Source organism: Noviherbaspirillum sp. (genome assembly GCF_035654295.1).
In the GTDB taxonomy this organism is placed as follows: Bacteria; Pseudomonadota; Gammaproteobacteria; order Burkholderiales; family Burkholderiaceae_D; genus Noviherbaspirillum.
This window is the reverse complement of the sequence record NZ_DASRXF010000110.1, coordinates 1-14,234: the sequence shown is the minus strand read 5'-3', so window position 1 is coordinate 14,234 and position 14,234 is coordinate 1. Positions and strand designations below refer to the sequence as shown.

The window sequence follows — 14,234 nt, the reverse complement described above, 5'->3', positions numbered from 1 at the left end:
CATGAGCAAGACACTCGCGCTGACCGAAGAACTGATCGCCCTCTCTTCCGTCACTCCCAACGACCAGGGCTGCCAGCGCCGCCTGATCGCCCTGCTGGAACCGCTCGGTTTCAAATGTGAAACCATCGAGTCCGGCGGCGTGACCAATCTCTGGGCGCGCCGCGGCACGGCCCAGCCGCTGGCTGTATTCGCCGGCCACACCGACGTTGTGCCTACCGGCCCGCTCGAACAATGGCATTCCGATCCCTTCGTGCCCACCCAGCGCGACGGCAAGCTGTACGGCCGCGGCGCGGCTGACATGAAGACCTCGATTGCCGCCATGATCGTCGCGGTCGAAGAATTCGTGGCCGCCCATCCCGACCACCCGGGCTCGATCGCCTTCCTGCTCACCAGCGACGAAGAAGGCCCGGCCACCGACGGCACGGTCATCGTGTGCGACATGCTCAAGGCGCGCCACGAACAGCTCGACTACTGCATCGTCGGCGAGCCGACCTCCACCGACCAGCTCGGCGACGTGATCAAGAACGGCCGCCGTGGCTCCATGTCCGGCAAGCTGATCATCAAGGGCGTGCAAGGCCACATCGCCTATCCGCAATTGGCCAAGAACCCGATCCATCTCGCCGCGCCGGCACTGGCCGAGCTCGCCGCCGAGAAATGGGACGATGGCAACGAGTACTACCTGCCCACTTCCTGGCAGATGTCGAACATCCACGCCGGCACCGGCGCGACCAACGTGATTCCCGGTGAAGTCGTGGTGGATTTCAATTTCCGCTTTTCGACCGCCAGCACCGTCGAAGGCTTGCAGCAGCGCGTCCACGCGATCCTGAACAAGTACGATTTCGACTACGATCTCAAGTGGACCATCGGCGGCCGCCCCTTCCTCACGCCTCGTGGCACGTTGAGCGACGCCCTGACCTCCGCCATCAAGGCCGAGACCGGCCTCGACGCCGACCTCTCGACGACCGGCGGTACCTCCGACGGCCGATTCATCGCGCAAATCTGCCCGCAGGTGATCGAGTTCGGTCCGCCGAACGGCAGCATCCACAAGATCGACGAGCACATTGAAATCCGCTACATCGATCCGCTCAAGAACATTTATCGCCGCACGCTGGAGAACCTCCTGCTGCAAGACGCCCCATGACCCCGAACGATTTCACCACCATCCGTGACCTGCTTCGCTACGCAGTCACCCGCTTCAACACCGCCAAGCTGTTCTTCGGACACGGCAGCAGCAACGCCTTCGACGAAGCCGCGTACCTGATCCTGCACACGCTCCAGCTCCCGCTCGACAAGCTGGAGCCGTTCTACGATGCGCGGCTGCTGCCCGAGGAAACCGCCGCTGTCCTGAAGGTCATCGAACGGCGCGCCGGCGAACGGGTGCCCGCCGCTTACCTCACCAATGAAGCATGGCTGGGCGACTACCGCTTCTATGTCGACGAGCGCGTGATCGTCCCCCGCTCCTTCATCGCCGAACTGATTCCGGACCGCTTCTCGCCCTGGGTCAACGATCCGGAGTCCGTCGAAAACATCCTCGAACTGTGCACCGGCTCGGGCTGCCTGCCGATCATGCTGGCCGACGCGTTCCCGAATGCGCACGTGGATGCCGTGGACATTTCCACCGATGCACTGGCCGTCGCGCAGCGCAACGTGGACGACTATGAAATGCAGGATTGCATCACCCTGATCGAGTCCGATCTGTATGCCAAGGTACCGAAGAAGAAGTACGACCTGATCGTCACCAACCCGCCCTACGTCAACGCCTCGTCGATGGGCAAGCTGCCGCAGGAATACCTGCGCGAGCCGCAGATTGCGCTCGCCGGCGGAGAGGACGGAATGGACCTCGTGCGCAAGATCGTCGCCGGCGCCGCAGAGCGCCTGACGGAGAACGGTATCCTCGTCGTCGAGATCGGCAATGAAAGGCCGTTTGCCGAGGCGGCATTCGCCGGCCTGGAGCTCACCTGGCTTTCCACCAGCGCAGGCGACGACATGGTATTCCTGCTGACCGCCGAACAGCTTGCCGCACAATGATCCGTTTCCAGCAAGTCAGCCTCACCCGCGGCATCAAGCCCCTGCTCGACGGCGTCGACCTGACGCTGAACCCGGGCGAGAAGATCGGTCTCATCGGCGCCAACGGGGCCGGTAAATCCAGCCTGTTTGCCGTCCTGCGCGGCGAACTGCACGCCGACCTCGGCCAGGTCGATTTCCCGGCGAAATGGCGCGTGGCCTACGTGGCCCAGGAAACGCCCGCCCTCGACCGTCCGGCCATCGAATACGCAATCGACGGCGATGCCAACCTGCGCCGGCTGGAAGCCGAGCTGGCACAGCTCGAAGGCACCTCCGGCTGCCATGCCGAGGGCACGCGCATTGCCGAGCTTCATGCCGCGCTTGCCGACGCCGACGCGTACACGGTACGTTCGCGCGCCGAACAACTGTTGACCGGCCTCGGCTTTTCGCAGGACCAGATGCAGCAGCCGGTCGCAAGCTTTTCGGGCGGCTGGCGCATGCGCCTGAATCTTGCGCAAGCGCTGATGTGCCCGTCCGACCTGTTGCTGCTGGACGAACCGACCAACCACCTCGACCTCGATGCCATCATCTGGCTGGAAGACTGGCTCAAGCGCTACGACGGGACGCTGATCATCATTTCGCACGACCGCGATTTCCTCGACGGCGTGGTGAACGTGATCGTGCATATCGACGACCGGAAGCTCAAGCGCTATTCAGGCAATTACTCGGCGTTCGAGACACAGCGTGCGGCACAGATCGCCTTGACGCAGGCCGCATACGAAAAACAGGCACGCCAGCGTGCGCACCTGCAATCCTTCATCGACCGCTTCAAGGCCAAGGCGACCAAGGCGCGCCAGGCGCAAAGCCGCATGAAGATGCTCGCCAAGATGGAAGAGATCGCGCCCCTGCGCGCCGCCGCGGAATTTTCATTCGAATTCCGCGAGCCGCTCAGCGCGCCCAATCCCTTGCTGCTGATGGAAGACGTCGTGGCCGGCTACCGGGTGGATGATCCGGCCACCGGCGAAGCAAGCGACAAGCCCATCGTCTCGCGCGTCAATTTTTCGCTGCAGACCGGGCAGCGCATCGGCCTGCTCGGAGTGAACGGCGCAGGTAAGTCGACGCTGGTGAAAACCATCGCCGGCGAAATCCAGCCGCTGACCGGCACCATGCGTCAAGGCAAGGGGCTTTCCATCGGCTACTTCGCGCAGCACCAGTTGGAAATGCTCCGTCACGACGAGTCGCCGCTATGGCATCTCGCGCGCCTCGCGCCCACCACGCGCGAGCAGGAATTGCGCAACTTCCTCGGCGGTTTCAATTTCGGCGGCGAGATGGTGACCAGCAAGATCGCCCCCTTTTCCGGCGGCGAAAAGGCGCGCCTGGCCCTGGCGCTGATCGTCTGGCAGCGCCCCAACCTGCTGCTGCTGGACGAACCGACCAACCACCTCGACCTCGAAACCCGCGAAGCCCTCACCATGGCGCTGGCGCAGTTCGAGGGAACACTCGTGCTGGTGTCCCACGACCGCCACCTGCTGCGCGCCACCACCGACCAGTTCATGATCGTTGCGGATGGCAAGCTGCAAGCCTTCAATGGCGACCTCGACGACTACCGTGACTGGCTGTTCAAGACCAAGCTCGGCAAGGGCGATGTCCCGCCGGCGGATAAGCAGGCGGCCCAGCAGGAAGTGCCCGCCGCTTCCGAGTCGCGCGAAGACCGGCAGGAACGCCGCCGGTTGGAGGCGGAAGAACGCCAGCGACTGTCCGCCCTGCGCAAGCCCATCGAGTCGCGCATCAAGCGCCTCGACGAACAGATGGCGAAGCTGAACGCGCGCAAGGCGGAAGTCGATGCACGCCTGGCCGACCCGGCGATCTACGACGAGGCCAACAAGGAAGAACTGAAGTCCCTGATCCTCGACCAGGCCTACATCGCCAAGGAACTCGAACAGCTCGAAACCGAGTGGCTGGAACAACAGGAAGCGCTGGAAAATCTCTCTGCAGGTTGATCGCAGCGCTGCGCTTCCATAGAACATATCGAACAGGAGGAGACGCATGAACGAAGCAATCGACAAACCCTTGCAGGGCATCCGCGTGCTCGACCTGACACGCCTCCTGCCCGGCCCCATGGCAACGATGCACCTGGCTGACATGGGCGCCGAGGTGATCAAGATCGAAGACCCGGGTCTCGGCGACTACGCCCGCACAATGGGCCCTGTGCGCAAGGAAGTGTCGCAGTTCTTCATTGCGGTGAACCGCGGCAAGCAAGGCATGCGCCTCGACTTCAAGGACCTGGCCCAGCGCGACACCTTCCTCGCGATGGTGGAAACGGCGGACGTGGTGGTCGAAAGCTTCCGCCCGGGCGTGATGGACAAGCTCGGCGTGGGCTGGGAAACGCTGCGCGCGCGCAATCCCCGGCTCGTCATGTGCGCCATCTCCGGATACGGCAAGGATGGCCCGTTCGCCCAGCTGGCGGGCCATGACATCAATTACATCGGCCTTGCCGGTATGCTCGAACAGAACGTCGGACCCGACGGCATTCCGGCCTTGTCCAACCTGCAGGTCGGTGACCTGCTGGGCGGCGCCCAGGCCGCGGTGCAAGGCATTCTTGCCGCACTCATCGGCGCCAAGGCCACCGGCAAGGGCCGCTTCGTCGACGTCTCCATGACCGATGCCGTCTTCGCGCACAACATCATGCCGCTGGTGGCGCTGAACAATTTCGGACGGCCTGCGCAACCCGGCCGGGACCTGCTCACCGGCGGCGTGCCCTGCTACAACGTCTACCGCACCAGCGACGGGCGTTTCATGGCGGTGGGCGCCCTCGAACTCAAGTTCTGGGAAACCTGCTGCGACGTGCTGGAACGGCCGGACCTGAAAAAACGCCACTGGAGCCTGGGACAGCAAGTGGGCGGCGAGGATGCGATGGCAGTGAAGGCAGAACTGGACGCCATCTTCGCGCGTCACCCGCTGGCACTGTGGACCGAGAGATTCGCGACAGCCGATTGCTGCGTCACACCGGTCCTGCGCGCGGACGAGGCGGTCGCGCATCCGCTGTTCCGCGCCCGGGGAATGGTGGGGCGGAAAGAGCATCCGACCGAGGGCGCATACTGGGCGGCCGGGCCTGCGGTAAGATTCCACGGGTAAGGGCCACGCTGCCCAGGACGGAATACCGATCGACATGCCCCGTGCATTCCCTCAACTCAAGACTCAGCGGCTGAACCTGCGCCAGATCGTCCCCGCGGACGCACCGGCGCTATTCGTCATCCATTCCGACGGAGACTGGATGCGCTGGTACGGCGTAGACCCGGTCACCAGTCTTGCCGAAGCGGAGCACCTGGCCGACATTTTTGCCGGATGGTTTATCTCAGGCACCGGGTTTCGCTGGGCGCTGGAGAGGAAACAGGACAGGAAATTGATCGGCACCTGCGGTCTGTTCCGCTGGAACAAGAGTTGGCGCAACTGCGTGATTGGCTACGAGATCCAGCGCGAGCATCACGGCCAGGGCTATATGCGGGAGGCGGTGACGGCGATCCTTGATTATGGTTTCGATACCATGTCGCTGCATCGCGTCCAGGCTGAAACACATCCGGACAACGCGGCCTCGATCGGGCTGGCGACGCGGCTGGGCTTCCGGTTCGAAGGCATACACCGGGAACAGGCTTACTGGGGCGGGCGCTTCCACGACCTCAATTGCTATTCCCTGCTGGAGCGCGACTGGCTTAACGTGCGCCGGGGCGCATAAACGGTGAAAAGGAGCACTTTGGTTCCAACCCTCAATATCATCGGCTGCGGCAACGTCGGCAAGGTGCTCGGCCGCCTGTGGGCGTCATCCGGCACTTTCCAGGTGCAAGATATCCTGAACCGAAGCCGCGGAAGCGCCGAGGCGGCAACGGGGTTCATCGGTGCCGGTGCGGCCGTCGATCGCTGGGAGGACCTCCGCCCCGCCGACTTCTTCATGATTGGAACGCCGGACGCCGAGGTGGAAGCGGCATGCGCGGCACTCGCCCGCTCCGGCGCCTTGCGTGCCGACGCGATCGTGTTCCATTGCAGCGGCGCACTCCCCTCCCAGGTGCTGGCGGCGGTGAAGCCTGCCGGGGCAGCAATGGCGAGCGTGCATCCGATCCGCAGCTTCGCGGGCGCGGAAGCGGTCGTCGCCGGTTTTTCCGGTACTTATTGCGGGATCGAAGGGGACGGTGTTGCGGTCGAACGGCTGTCGCCGGCGTTTACCGCCATCGGCGCCCGCCTCGTGAACATCGATCCCGCGTACAAGAGCGTCTACCATTCGGCAGCGGTATTTTCGTCGAACTACCTCGTGACCTTGCTGGACGTCGCACTCGACGCCTACGCCAGGGCCGGCGTGCCGCGCGGCGATGCGCTCAAGCTGATGGAGCCCCTGGTGCGGGGAACGGTGGACAATGTGTTCCGTCTCGGCACCGAAGATGCACTGACCGGCCCGATCGCTCGCGGCGACCTCGGTACCGTCGTGCGGCAGTACCGTGCCTTGTCCGCCTGGAACAAGGGCGTCGGGGCCCTTTACAAGCGCCTGGGAAAATTCACCGCCGCCATTGCTGCACGCAAGCGCCGCGCATCGTGAAAAGCAATGTGGAAGAAGCCCTGGCTGAAGCGAATTGACGCTCAGCGCTTGGGCGCGTAAATGTCGTGCCCGACCTCGTCGATCTGGCGACGCAGGGTACGGCGCTCTTCGGGCGTCATGCGCCCCTGGCGGCGTGCGTTGTCCGCCTGCTGGGTGCTGGATTGCTGGCTGTTGGATTGCCCATCGCCGGAGGAGCCGAATCCGCTGCTCTCGGGCGCGCCTTCGCCCTGCCGGCGGCGATCCTGCGGCGGAGCCAGCTGGTCACGGGGGATGTTCCGATCCAGCGTCACGCTCTGAATATGATAGGCACGGACCGTCTCCCGCGCGTCGCGCCGGTTGAAACCCGGCTCGGCGAACGCACTCGCCGCGCCAAGCATCAGCAGGAGACAGGAACCGATTCGATGTAGTCGCATTATTCGAAAACCAATTCGCCTTTGCGGATATGCGGCCGGAGGACGATTCCTGCGCTAGACTGCGCATACGCAAAAGGCTTACCGATAATGTGAAAGTGTATGCGCCGCTCGAAGCACACTAAACCTGTTTAAGGTAAAGTTTGTAACACTTTGTAATGCTTTGCGCTAGAGACATTGATCAAGATTTTTCCGACGTTACCATAGCGCCATGAATACAGCCAACCCGACCGCACACACTCCCGGCCAGACGCCCAGCGGCCACCAGGCCCGCATCCTTGTCGTCGACGACGACCAGCGCCTGCGCGACCTCCTGCGCCGCTACCTTGCCGAGCAAGGTTTCAATGTTGTCACCGCCGAAAATGCACAGGCGATGAACAAGCTCTGGATCCGCGAGCGCTATGACCTGCTGGTGCTCGACCTGATGCTGCCCGGGGAAGACGGCCTGTCGATCTGCCGCCGCCTGCGCGGTGCCGGCGACCAGACCCCCATCATCATGCTGACCGCCAAGGGCGAAGACGTCGACCGCATCGTCGGCCTCGAAATGGGCGCCGACGATTACCTGCCCAAACCCTTCAACCCGCGCGAACTTGTCGCCCGCATCAACGCCGTCCTGCGCCGCAAGGGGCCGGACGAAATCCCCGGCGCACCGTCGGAGACGCCCCAGACTTTCCAGTTCGGCGACTTCATCCTCGACCTCGGCACCCGCACGCTGAAAAAGAATGGCGAAACCATCTCCCTGACCACCGGCGAGTTTTCCGTGCTCAAGGTGTTCGCCCGCCACGCGCGGCAGCCGCTGTCCCGCGAAAAGCTGATGGAACTGGCGCGCGGACGCGAATATGAAGTCTTCGACCGCAGCCTGGACGTGCAGATTTCCCGCCTGCGCAAGCTCATCGAGCCCGATCCGTCCAACCCGATCTATATCCAGACGGTGTGGGGCCTCGGTTACGTCTTCATTCCGGAAGGCCAACCGCGTTGAGGCATAACGCACCTTGATCCCCTTCATAGGCAACCGGTTCGGCTGGCTGAAAAGCGGCCTCTTCTGGCGAACTTTCTTCCTGCTCGCTTTCCTCATCACCGCGAGCATCCTGGCCTGGGTAACCAGCTTCCGTATCGTGGAGAGGACCCCGCGCGCCCAGCAGATGGCGGCGCAGGTGATCTCCATCGTCACCATCACGCGCGCCGCCCTCACTCACTCTGCGCCGGAATTACGGCGCGAGCTGCTGTTCGACCTTGCCAGCAACGAGGGCATCCGGATTTATCCGCTGGAAGCGAGCGACGTGGTTGGCCCGCCGCCCGACAACGAGCTGATGCAGGTGCTGGAGACGAACGTGAAGGCGCGGCTCGGTTCCGACACCAAGTTCGCGGGCCGGGTCAACGACGTCGGCGGCTTCTGGGTCAGCTTCAAGATCGAGGAAGACGAGTACTGGCTGCGGCTGGACCGCGAGCGCATCGAAGGCGTGTCCAACATCCAGTGGCTGGGCTTCGGCACCGCCGCCCTCACCCTTTCGCTGCTGGGGGCGGTATTCATATCCCGTCTGATCAACCAGCCCTTGTCGCGCATTGCCACCGCGACGCAGGCGATCGCCAAGGGCAGATGGCCGGAGCCGCTGCCGGAGCGCGGGCCGACCGAGATCCGCGACGCCAACCGCAGCTTCAACCAGATGGTTGCGGACTTGAACCGTGTCGAGAGCGACCGTGCCGTGATCCTGGCCGGCATTTCCCACGACCTGCGGACGCCGTTGGCGCGCATGCAGCTGGAGGTCGAGATGGCGCAGTTGCCGGACGAGGCGCGCCTCGGCATGCAATCCGACCTCGCGCAGATGGATGCCATCATCGGCCAGTTCCTCGAATATGCGCGGCCAAGCGAGAATATCCAGGGTGCGAGCGTCGACCTCAGCGGCCTGCTGTCTGATTGCGCGCGCGAGGCGGGCCGGCAGCAAGACGTGCGCGTACAGACCAACATCTCGCCGGAGGTGAATGTCTTCGGCCATGCCACCGACCTCACGCGCATCGTCAGCAACCTGATCGAAAATGCGCGCCGTTACGGCAAGACGCCGAACACCAATACGGCTGACATTGAAATCGCCTGCCGCTCGGAAGGCAACCAGGCGGTGATCGAGATCAGCGACAACGGCCCCGGTGTGCCTGAAAAGGAACTGGACCGCTTGCTGCGTCCGTTCACGCGCCTTGATACCGCGCGCGGCCAAGCCAACGGCGCCGGCCTCGGCCTCGCCATCGTCGACCGCATCGTGAAACGGCATCGCGGCACGATCCGGCTGTCGAACAAGAACGGCGGCGGCCTGCGCGTGCGGGTATCGATCCCGATTACCGGCGCGCTCAGCTGACGCGCCGTTTCCCCTGCCTCAGCAGCGGCTGCACATAGTCGCGCAAGGCCACCGCATTGTTGATGCGATGCTCCTTGCTGCTGTAGAGGAAGCTCACCGTGCCGCTGCCGATATGTTCCAGCAGGTCGCGCAGGCCGTCGGGGTTGGCGTGCAGCTCGCTGTAGTAGCGGTCGCGAAACTCCTCCCAGCGCTCCGGGTCATGCCCGTACCACTTGCGCAGGTCGTTCGATGGCGCCACGCCCTTGGCCCAGTACACGATGTCCAGCCGCTCCTTCGTCATGCCGCGCGGCCACAGGCGGTCGACCAGGATGCGCCTGCCGTCTTCCGGCGATGCCGGTTCGTACACCCACTTCAGCTTGATGGCCGTCATTCTCCGTCCCCCTTCACAAGGATTCGAATGTTTCCGTGTGCGGCAGGCGCAGCAGCGCATCCGTCAATGCCTGGGGCGGCGCCTTCACGCGGCGGGCGCCGAGGTCGAACCATGCGCCGCGGGTGACGACTTCCGCCGCGACCCTGCCGTCGGCCTTCTTGAAACGGTTCACCATGATGAACTTCGCGCCATCCTCGCTGATGCCGCCCAGTTCCATCGTGGCCGAGAAGCCCTCGAGGAAGTGCAATTCCTTGTGATACGTGATCTGCTCGGAAAACACGACCGGGCCGATGCCGGCTTCCTTGAAGTGGGCCGGGGTGAAGCCGTTTTCCTTCAGGAACAGGAAGCGGGTCTGGGCCGCATAGTCCAGATAGCCGGTATTGCGCATGTGCACGTTGGCGTCCAGGTCAGACCAGCTTACGGTATATTGGTATTCATACGCGTTCTTTTCCATGCGCTTGCACTCCTCTCCGTGACAGTGCGCCCAGTCTAGCGCAGCGAACGCCCTCAAGTGAGAGAGCAGCGTGCCAAGTTCAGCGGGTAATCAGGCCACCATGCGGCCGATCGACACCATCATCCTTGCCATGCCGGGCACCCTGCCGACCACGGTTGCCGGCCCCATGGACGTGTTCACCCAGGCCGGCCAGTTATGGGAACAGCTGTGCGCCGCCAACCCCGTGCCTCGCTTTTCCGTCCGCATCGTCGGCGTGGACGGCGGCGACGTGAGCTGCATGAACGGCATGCAGATCAGGACGCAAGGCACATTGGCGGAGGTACAGAGCGCGGACCTGCTGATCGTGAGCTCGGCCAATGTGGGCGAACGCGAAGCCTGGGCGACGACGGTCGTTCCGCATCTCGTGCGCCTGCATCGCCAGGGCACGCGCATTGCCAGCATCTGCACCGGCGCCTTCGTGCTGGCCGAGGCCGGCCTGCTCAGCGGGCGCATCGCGACCACGCACTGGGGATTCGTCCCCATGTTCCGCGCGCTGTACCCGGAGGTCGATGTGCGGCCGGAGCGGATGCTGACGCAGGACGGCAGCATCTTTTGCTCGGGCGGCATCAATGCCTACGCCGAGCTTTGCCTGTACCTGGTGGAATACTGGTGCGGATACAAGACCGCCGAGCAGCTGGCGCGCGCGCTCGTGCTGGATGGATGGCGGGAGCAGCAGATGGATTATTCGTTGTTCGAGTTCCAGAAACGGCATGGCGACGCGGCCATCCTGAAAGCGCAGAACCACATGGAGGCGCACTTCCGCGGCACGCTGAACGTGGCCGGCCTCGCCCAGATTGCCGCCATGAGCGAGCGCAACTTCAAGCGGCGCTTCAAGAAGGCCACGGGCGACACGCCGAACGAATACCTGCAGCGCCTGCGCATCGAACACGCGAAGCACCGGCTCGAACATTCCATGCAGGGCATCGAGGGCATTGCCGACGAGGTCGGTTATCGCGACGTCGCCTATTTCCGCCAGGTGTTCAAGCAGCTGGCGGGCATGACGCCGCAGGCTTACCGCACGAAGATGCGGATCGCGCTGCCCGCAACGGAGAAGGCGGCGGCCTGATCCTCCGGATCGCCGGGAAGGCGGCGCACGCGATTTTCGTGCTTGTCATACAATCCGGCGAGTGCCAACGACAAGACCAGAGGACTGACATGCTGAATTTCGATTTCCACAACCCGACCCAGATCCTGTTCGGCAAGGGCCGCATCGCCGACCTCGCCAAGGTTGTTCCGGCGGACGCCCGCGTGCTGGTGCTGTACGGCGGCGGGAGCATCAAGAGCAACGGCGTGTTCGACGAAGTGATGGCGGCACTCGAGGGCCGCACGGTGCGCGAGTTTTCGGGCATCGAGCCGAACCCGAGCTACGAGACCCTGATGCAGGCGGTGGAACTGGTCCGCAAGGAAAGCCTGGATTTCCTGCTGGCCGTGGGCGGCGGCTCGGTCATCGACGGCACCAAGTTTGTCGCCGCCGCGGTGCATTTCGAAGGCGATCCGTGGGCGATCCTTGAAAAACGCGGCCGCAACATCACGCGCGCCCTGCCCTTCGGCACCATCCTCACCCTTCCGGCCACCGGCTCCGAAATGAACGACGGCTCCGTGGTCACGCGCAAGTCGCTGCAGGCGAAGGTGGCCTCTCCAGCAAGCTGGTGTTCCCGAAGTTCTCCATCCTCGACCCGGCCAAGACCTTCACCCTGCCCGTGCGCCAGATCGGCAACGGCGTGGTGGATGCCTACGCGCACGTGATGGAGCAGTACATGACCTATCCGGTCAACTCCCCGGTCCAGGACCGTTTCGCCGAAGGCTTGCTGCTGACCCTGATCGAGGAAGGTCCGAAGGCGCTGGCCAATCCGCAGGATTACGACACCCGCGCCAACATCATGTGGTGCGCGACGCTCGCGCTGAACGGCCTGATCGGCGCCGGCGTGCCGCAGGACTGGGCGACGCACATGGTGGGCCATGAACTGACTGCCCTGTACGGGCTCGACCATGCGCAGACGCTGGCCATCGTCCTGCCCGGCATGCTGCGCGTGCGCAAGGAGGGCAAGCGCGCCAAGCTTCTGCAGTACGCGACGCGCGTCTGGAACATCACCGAGGGCAGCGAGGATGCGCGCATCGAACAGGCGATCCAGCGCACGCAGGACTTCTTCGAGCAGATGGGCGTGAAGACGCGCCTGTCGGATTACCAGCTCGGCGCCGAGAGCATCGATGCCGTGCTGAAACACCTGGAAAGCCATCGCATGGTGACGCTCGGCGAACTACGTGACGTGACGCTCGATGTCAGCAGGAAAGTGCTCGAACTGAGCGCCTGAATGAAGCGTGAACTTCCTGCAAGACCGGCAATCTACGCAAGCGATATGCCGGCAGGCAGTGAAGCGAAACAAAACGGCATGGACACTTTCCATGCCGTTTTTTCTTTCAGGAGATTGGTATGCCTACATCCCCATCCACCGGAACACCCGGCAAACAGCCCGCCCCGCTGAAACCGGGAGATGAAGCCGTGGCAGGCACCCCGGGAACGGGCGAAGACTTGTGCGAGGATTGCGGCGGCAAGGGCATCCGCCAGGACGGCAGCGAATGCCCGACCTGTGAAGGCACCGGCCGCGTGATCCGCGGCATCGGCGGCGGCTGAGCCGGTTCAGCGGCGGTAGAGCAGCGCGACGGCGTCGGCGGCGATCCCCTCTTCGCGGCCGAGGTAGCCCAGCCGCTCGTTGGTCTTGGCCTTGACGTTGACTTGCGCCTGGCCGACATCGAGGTCGGCGGCGATGTTTGCGATCATGCTCGCGATATGCGGGGCCATTTTCGGCGCCTGCGCGATGATGGTCGCGTCGATATTGCCGATGAGGTATCCAGCCTCCTGCACGCGTTTCGCCGCCTCGCGCAGCAGGGCGCGTGAATCGGCGCCCTTGAAGCGGGGATCGGTATCGGGAAAGTGCCGGCCGATGTCGCCCAGCCCGGCGGCACCCAGGATGGCATCGGTGACGGCGTGCAGCAGGACGTCGGCATCGGAGTGGCCGAGCAGTCCGCTGCTGTGGGGAATGGCAACGCCGCCGATGATCAGCTCCCTGCCCGGTACGAGCGCATGGCAGTCATACCCTTGTCCGATTCTGAAGGGCGGAAGGCTCATGGATTTCCTTTCAGGTGCAGTTCTGCCAGCGCGACATCGTGCGGCAAGGTGATCTTGAAATTGCGCGGGCTGCCCTCGACCAGTTTCGGTTGCAGGCCCAGCGCTTCAACGGCGGAAGCTTCATCCGTGACTTCGGCCGCCTGTTCCAGCGCTCGGAGCAACAGGGCATGGCGGAACATCTGCGGCGTCTGCGCGGCCCACAAGCGCTCGCGCGGAACCGTCGCCTCCGCGCGGCCTTCGGGACTGCTGCGCTTGAGCGTGTCCACCACCGGCAGTGCCAGCAGGCCGCCCACCGGATCGTCCTTCACCGCATCGATCAGGCGCTCGATCAGTTCGCAGTTCAGGCCCGGCCGTGCAGCGTCGTGGACAAGCACCCAGTCCTCGCCGCCGGCCGTGGCGCGCATTGCCTTCAGGCCGTTCAGCACCGACTGGTGGCGAGTCGCGCCGCCTTCGTGCAGCACCGTGACGCGGCCGGCAAGATGCCTTGCCCCGGCCAGCGCTTCATCGATATAGCCGTCCTCCTTGCTGACAACGACATAGGTATGCGCAATCGCATCGCAAGAGGCGAAGGTATCGAGCACATGGAGCAGCATCAGCTTGCCGGCCAGCGGCATGTATTGCTTGGGGCAGGCGGCGCCCATGCGCGCGCCGACGCCGGCAGCGGGGATCAGCGCGAAATAGCGGACTGGGGCGGATGGAGTCATTCTGACAATGTCGCACCGCGCGGCGGCAGGTACAGGCCAAGAGGCCGTGGCGGTGCTTGGTTTATAATCTCGCCATATTTTCTCATAGACGCAGTCCCCGTCATGCAGCTTGCTGGGGCATTTCCCGCAACCTGGCATTCCCTATGTCGTTCGATCTGAAAAAGTCCCTTCCCAAGGCCGGTCACCGCTTCGT

Annotated in this window: 16 protein-coding genes and 1 pseudogene; 11 read left to right on the top strand and 6 right to left on the bottom strand. The window is 64.0% G+C overall.

The window, feature by feature from the left end:
• The first annotated feature begins 1 nt into the window (after window position 1).
• Genes dapE through VFF99_RS11710 form a run of 6 tightly spaced genes read left to right on the top strand, consistent with a single transcriptional unit; the run spans window position 2 to window position 6,589 of the window.
• The gene (gene dapE / locus VFF99_RS11735; RefSeq protein ID WP_325018068.1) at window positions 2–1,141 is read left to right on the top strand and encodes a succinyl-diaminopimelate desuccinylase; all 1,140 of its coding nucleotides are present in this window, start codon (window positions 2–4) and stop codon (window positions 1,139–1,141) included.
• Window positions 1,138–2,028 (top strand): 50S ribosomal protein L3 N(5)-glutamine methyltransferase, encoded by an 891-nt coding sequence (gene prmB / locus VFF99_RS11730; protein WP_325018066.1) that lies wholly within the window; start codon window positions 1,138–1,140, stop codon window positions 2,026–2,028. Before dapE ends, prmB begins: the two co-directional genes overlap by 4 nt.
• Window positions 2,025–4,004 carry an ATP-binding cassette domain-containing protein gene (locus VFF99_RS11725; RefSeq protein WP_325018064.1) on the top strand — a complete coding sequence of 660 codons (1,980 nt, stop codon included), beginning with the start codon at window positions 2,025–2,027 and terminating at the stop codon, window positions 4,002–4,004. The genes prmB and VFF99_RS11725 overlap by 4 nt, the downstream gene beginning before the upstream one ends.
• Before the next feature lie 46 nt (window positions 4,005–4,050).
• Complete coding sequence (locus tag VFF99_RS11720) at window positions 4,051–5,139, top strand: CaiB/BaiF CoA-transferase family protein (protein ID WP_325018062.1); 1,089 nt, start codon at window positions 4,051–4,053, stop codon at window positions 5,137–5,139.
• A gap of 34 nt (window positions 5,140–5,173) precedes the next feature.
• Window positions 5,174–5,737, top strand: coding sequence for a GNAT family protein (locus VFF99_RS11715; protein WP_325018060.1), 564 nt, complete (start codon window positions 5,174–5,176; stop codon window positions 5,735–5,737).
• An 18-nt stretch (window positions 5,738–5,755) separates the two neighbouring features.
• Window positions 5,756–6,589 carry a Rossmann-like and DUF2520 domain-containing protein gene (locus tag VFF99_RS11710; protein ID WP_325018058.1) on the top strand — a complete coding sequence of 278 codons (834 nt, stop codon included), beginning with the start codon at window positions 5,756–5,758 and terminating at the stop codon, window positions 6,587–6,589.
• Window positions 6,590–6,630: 41 nt separating this feature from the next.
• Here the strand turns inward: VFF99_RS11710 and VFF99_RS11705 are convergent, their stop codons facing one another.
• Window positions 6,631–7,002, bottom strand: a complete 372-nt coding sequence (locus VFF99_RS11705; protein ID WP_325018056.1) for a hypothetical protein — start codon at window positions 7,000–7,002, stop codon at window positions 6,631–6,633.
• A 208-nt stretch (window positions 7,003–7,210) separates the two neighbouring features.
• On the opposite strand from VFF99_RS11705, the gene ompR reads away from it, so the two are divergent.
• Together ompR and VFF99_RS11695 are read left to right on the top strand one after the other, a co-directional pair.
• Window positions 7,211–7,978, top strand: coding sequence for a two-component system response regulator OmpR (ompR, locus tag VFF99_RS11700; RefSeq protein ID WP_325018054.1), 768 nt, complete (start codon window positions 7,211–7,213; stop codon window positions 7,976–7,978).
• 16 nt (window positions 7,979–7,994) lie between these two features.
• Window positions 7,995–9,347, top strand: a complete 1,353-nt coding sequence (locus VFF99_RS11695) for a sensor histidine kinase (protein ID WP_325018106.1) — start codon at window positions 7,995–7,997, stop codon at window positions 9,345–9,347.
• On the opposite strand, the gene VFF99_RS11690 is transcribed toward VFF99_RS11695, so the two are convergent.
• On the bottom strand, window positions 9,340–9,717 hold the full coding sequence (locus tag VFF99_RS11690; protein WP_325018052.1) for a DUF488 domain-containing protein: 378 nt from the start codon (window positions 9,715–9,717) through the stop codon (window positions 9,340–9,342). The two genes, VFF99_RS11695 and VFF99_RS11690, sit on opposite strands and share 8 nt — an antisense overlap.
• A gap of 13 nt (window positions 9,718–9,730) precedes the next feature.
• Complete coding sequence (locus tag VFF99_RS11685) at window positions 9,731–10,171, bottom strand: thioesterase family protein (protein ID WP_325018050.1); 441 nt, start codon at window positions 10,169–10,171, stop codon at window positions 9,731–9,733.
• Window positions 10,172–10,271: 100 nt separating this feature from the next.
• Between VFF99_RS11685 and VFF99_RS11680 the strand changes: the two genes are divergently transcribed.
• The 3 genes and pseudogenes from VFF99_RS11680 to VFF99_RS11670 all read left to right on the top strand — a co-directional run bounded on the left by VFF99_RS11680 (window position 10,272) and on the right by VFF99_RS11670 (window position 12,842).
• Window positions 10,272–11,276: a GlxA family transcriptional regulator gene (locus VFF99_RS11680; protein ID WP_325018048.1), complete on the top strand. Its 1,005-nt coding sequence runs from the start codon at window positions 10,272–10,274 to the stop codon at window positions 11,274–11,276.
• A gap of 89 nt (window positions 11,277–11,365) precedes the next feature.
• Window positions 11,366–12,522 (top strand): annotated as a pseudogene (locus tag VFF99_RS11675) (iron-containing alcohol dehydrogenase).
• A gap of 119 nt (window positions 12,523–12,641) precedes the next feature.
• Entirely contained in the window at window positions 12,642–12,842 is a 201-nt protein-coding gene (locus VFF99_RS11670) for a hypothetical protein (protein ID WP_325018046.1), read from the top strand.
• Between the two features lie 6 nt (window positions 12,843–12,848).
• Here the strand turns inward: VFF99_RS11670 and ispF are convergent, their stop codons facing one another.
• From ispF to VFF99_RS11655, 3 genes are all read right to left on the bottom strand, one after another.
• A complete protein-coding gene (gene ispF, locus VFF99_RS11665; RefSeq protein ID WP_325018044.1) occupies window positions 12,849–13,337 on the bottom strand; it encodes a 2-C-methyl-D-erythritol 2,4-cyclodiphosphate synthase in 489 nt (162 codons plus the stop codon).
• Window positions 13,334–14,041, bottom strand: coding sequence for a 2-C-methyl-D-erythritol 4-phosphate cytidylyltransferase (ispD, locus tag VFF99_RS11660; RefSeq protein ID WP_325018042.1), 708 nt, complete (start codon window positions 14,039–14,041; stop codon window positions 13,334–13,336). The genes ispF and ispD overlap by 4 nt, the downstream gene beginning before the upstream one ends.
• The coding region (locus VFF99_RS11655) for a hypothetical protein (protein ID WP_325018040.1) at window positions 14,038–14,234 on the bottom strand (197 nt) is incomplete at its 5' end. The genes ispD and VFF99_RS11655, both read right to left, overlap by 4 nt.

What these genes read in the sequence shown, in the direction of transcription:
- dapE (WP_325018068.1), top strand. Translation starts at nt 2, where the DNA reads ATGAGCAAGACACTCGCGCTGACCGAAGAACTGATCGCCCTCTCTTCC.
- prmB (WP_325018066.1), top strand. Translation starts at nt 1,138, where the DNA reads ATGACCCCGAACGATTTCACCACCATCCGTGACCTGCTTCGCTACGCA.
- VFF99_RS11725 (WP_325018064.1), top strand. Translation starts at nt 2,025, where the DNA reads ATGATCCGTTTCCAGCAAGTCAGCCTCACCCGCGGCATCAAGCCCCTG.
- VFF99_RS11720 (WP_325018062.1), top strand. Translation starts at nt 4,051, where the DNA reads ATGAACGAAGCAATCGACAAACCCTTGCAGGGCATCCGCGTGCTCGAC.
- VFF99_RS11715 (WP_325018060.1), top strand. Translation starts at nt 5,174, where the DNA reads ATGCCCCGTGCATTCCCTCAACTCAAGACTCAGCGGCTGAACCTGCGC.
- VFF99_RS11705 (WP_325018056.1), bottom strand. Translation starts at nt 7,002, where the DNA reads ATGCGACTACATCGAATCGGTTCCTGTCTCCTGCTGATGCTTGGCGCG.
- ompR (WP_325018054.1), top strand. Translation starts at nt 7,211, where the DNA reads ATGAATACAGCCAACCCGACCGCACACACTCCCGGCCAGACGCCCAGC.
- VFF99_RS11690 (WP_325018052.1), bottom strand. Translation starts at nt 9,717, where the DNA reads ATGACGGCCATCAAGCTGAAGTGGGTGTACGAACCGGCATCGCCGGAA.
- VFF99_RS11685 (WP_325018050.1), bottom strand. Translation starts at nt 10,171, where the DNA reads ATGGAAAAGAACGCGTATGAATACCAATATACCGTAAGCTGGTCTGAC.
- VFF99_RS11680 (WP_325018048.1), top strand. Translation starts at nt 10,272, where the DNA reads ATGCGGCCGATCGACACCATCATCCTTGCCATGCCGGGCACCCTGCCG.
- VFF99_RS11670 (WP_325018046.1), top strand. Translation starts at nt 12,642, where the DNA reads ATGCCTACATCCCCATCCACCGGAACACCCGGCAAACAGCCCGCCCCG.
- ispF (WP_325018044.1), bottom strand. Translation starts at nt 13,337, where the DNA reads ATGAGCCTTCCGCCCTTCAGAATCGGACAAGGGTATGACTGCCATGCG.
- ispD (WP_325018042.1), bottom strand. Translation starts at nt 14,041, where the DNA reads ATGACTCCATCCGCCCCAGTCCGCTATTTCGCGCTGATCCCCGCTGCC.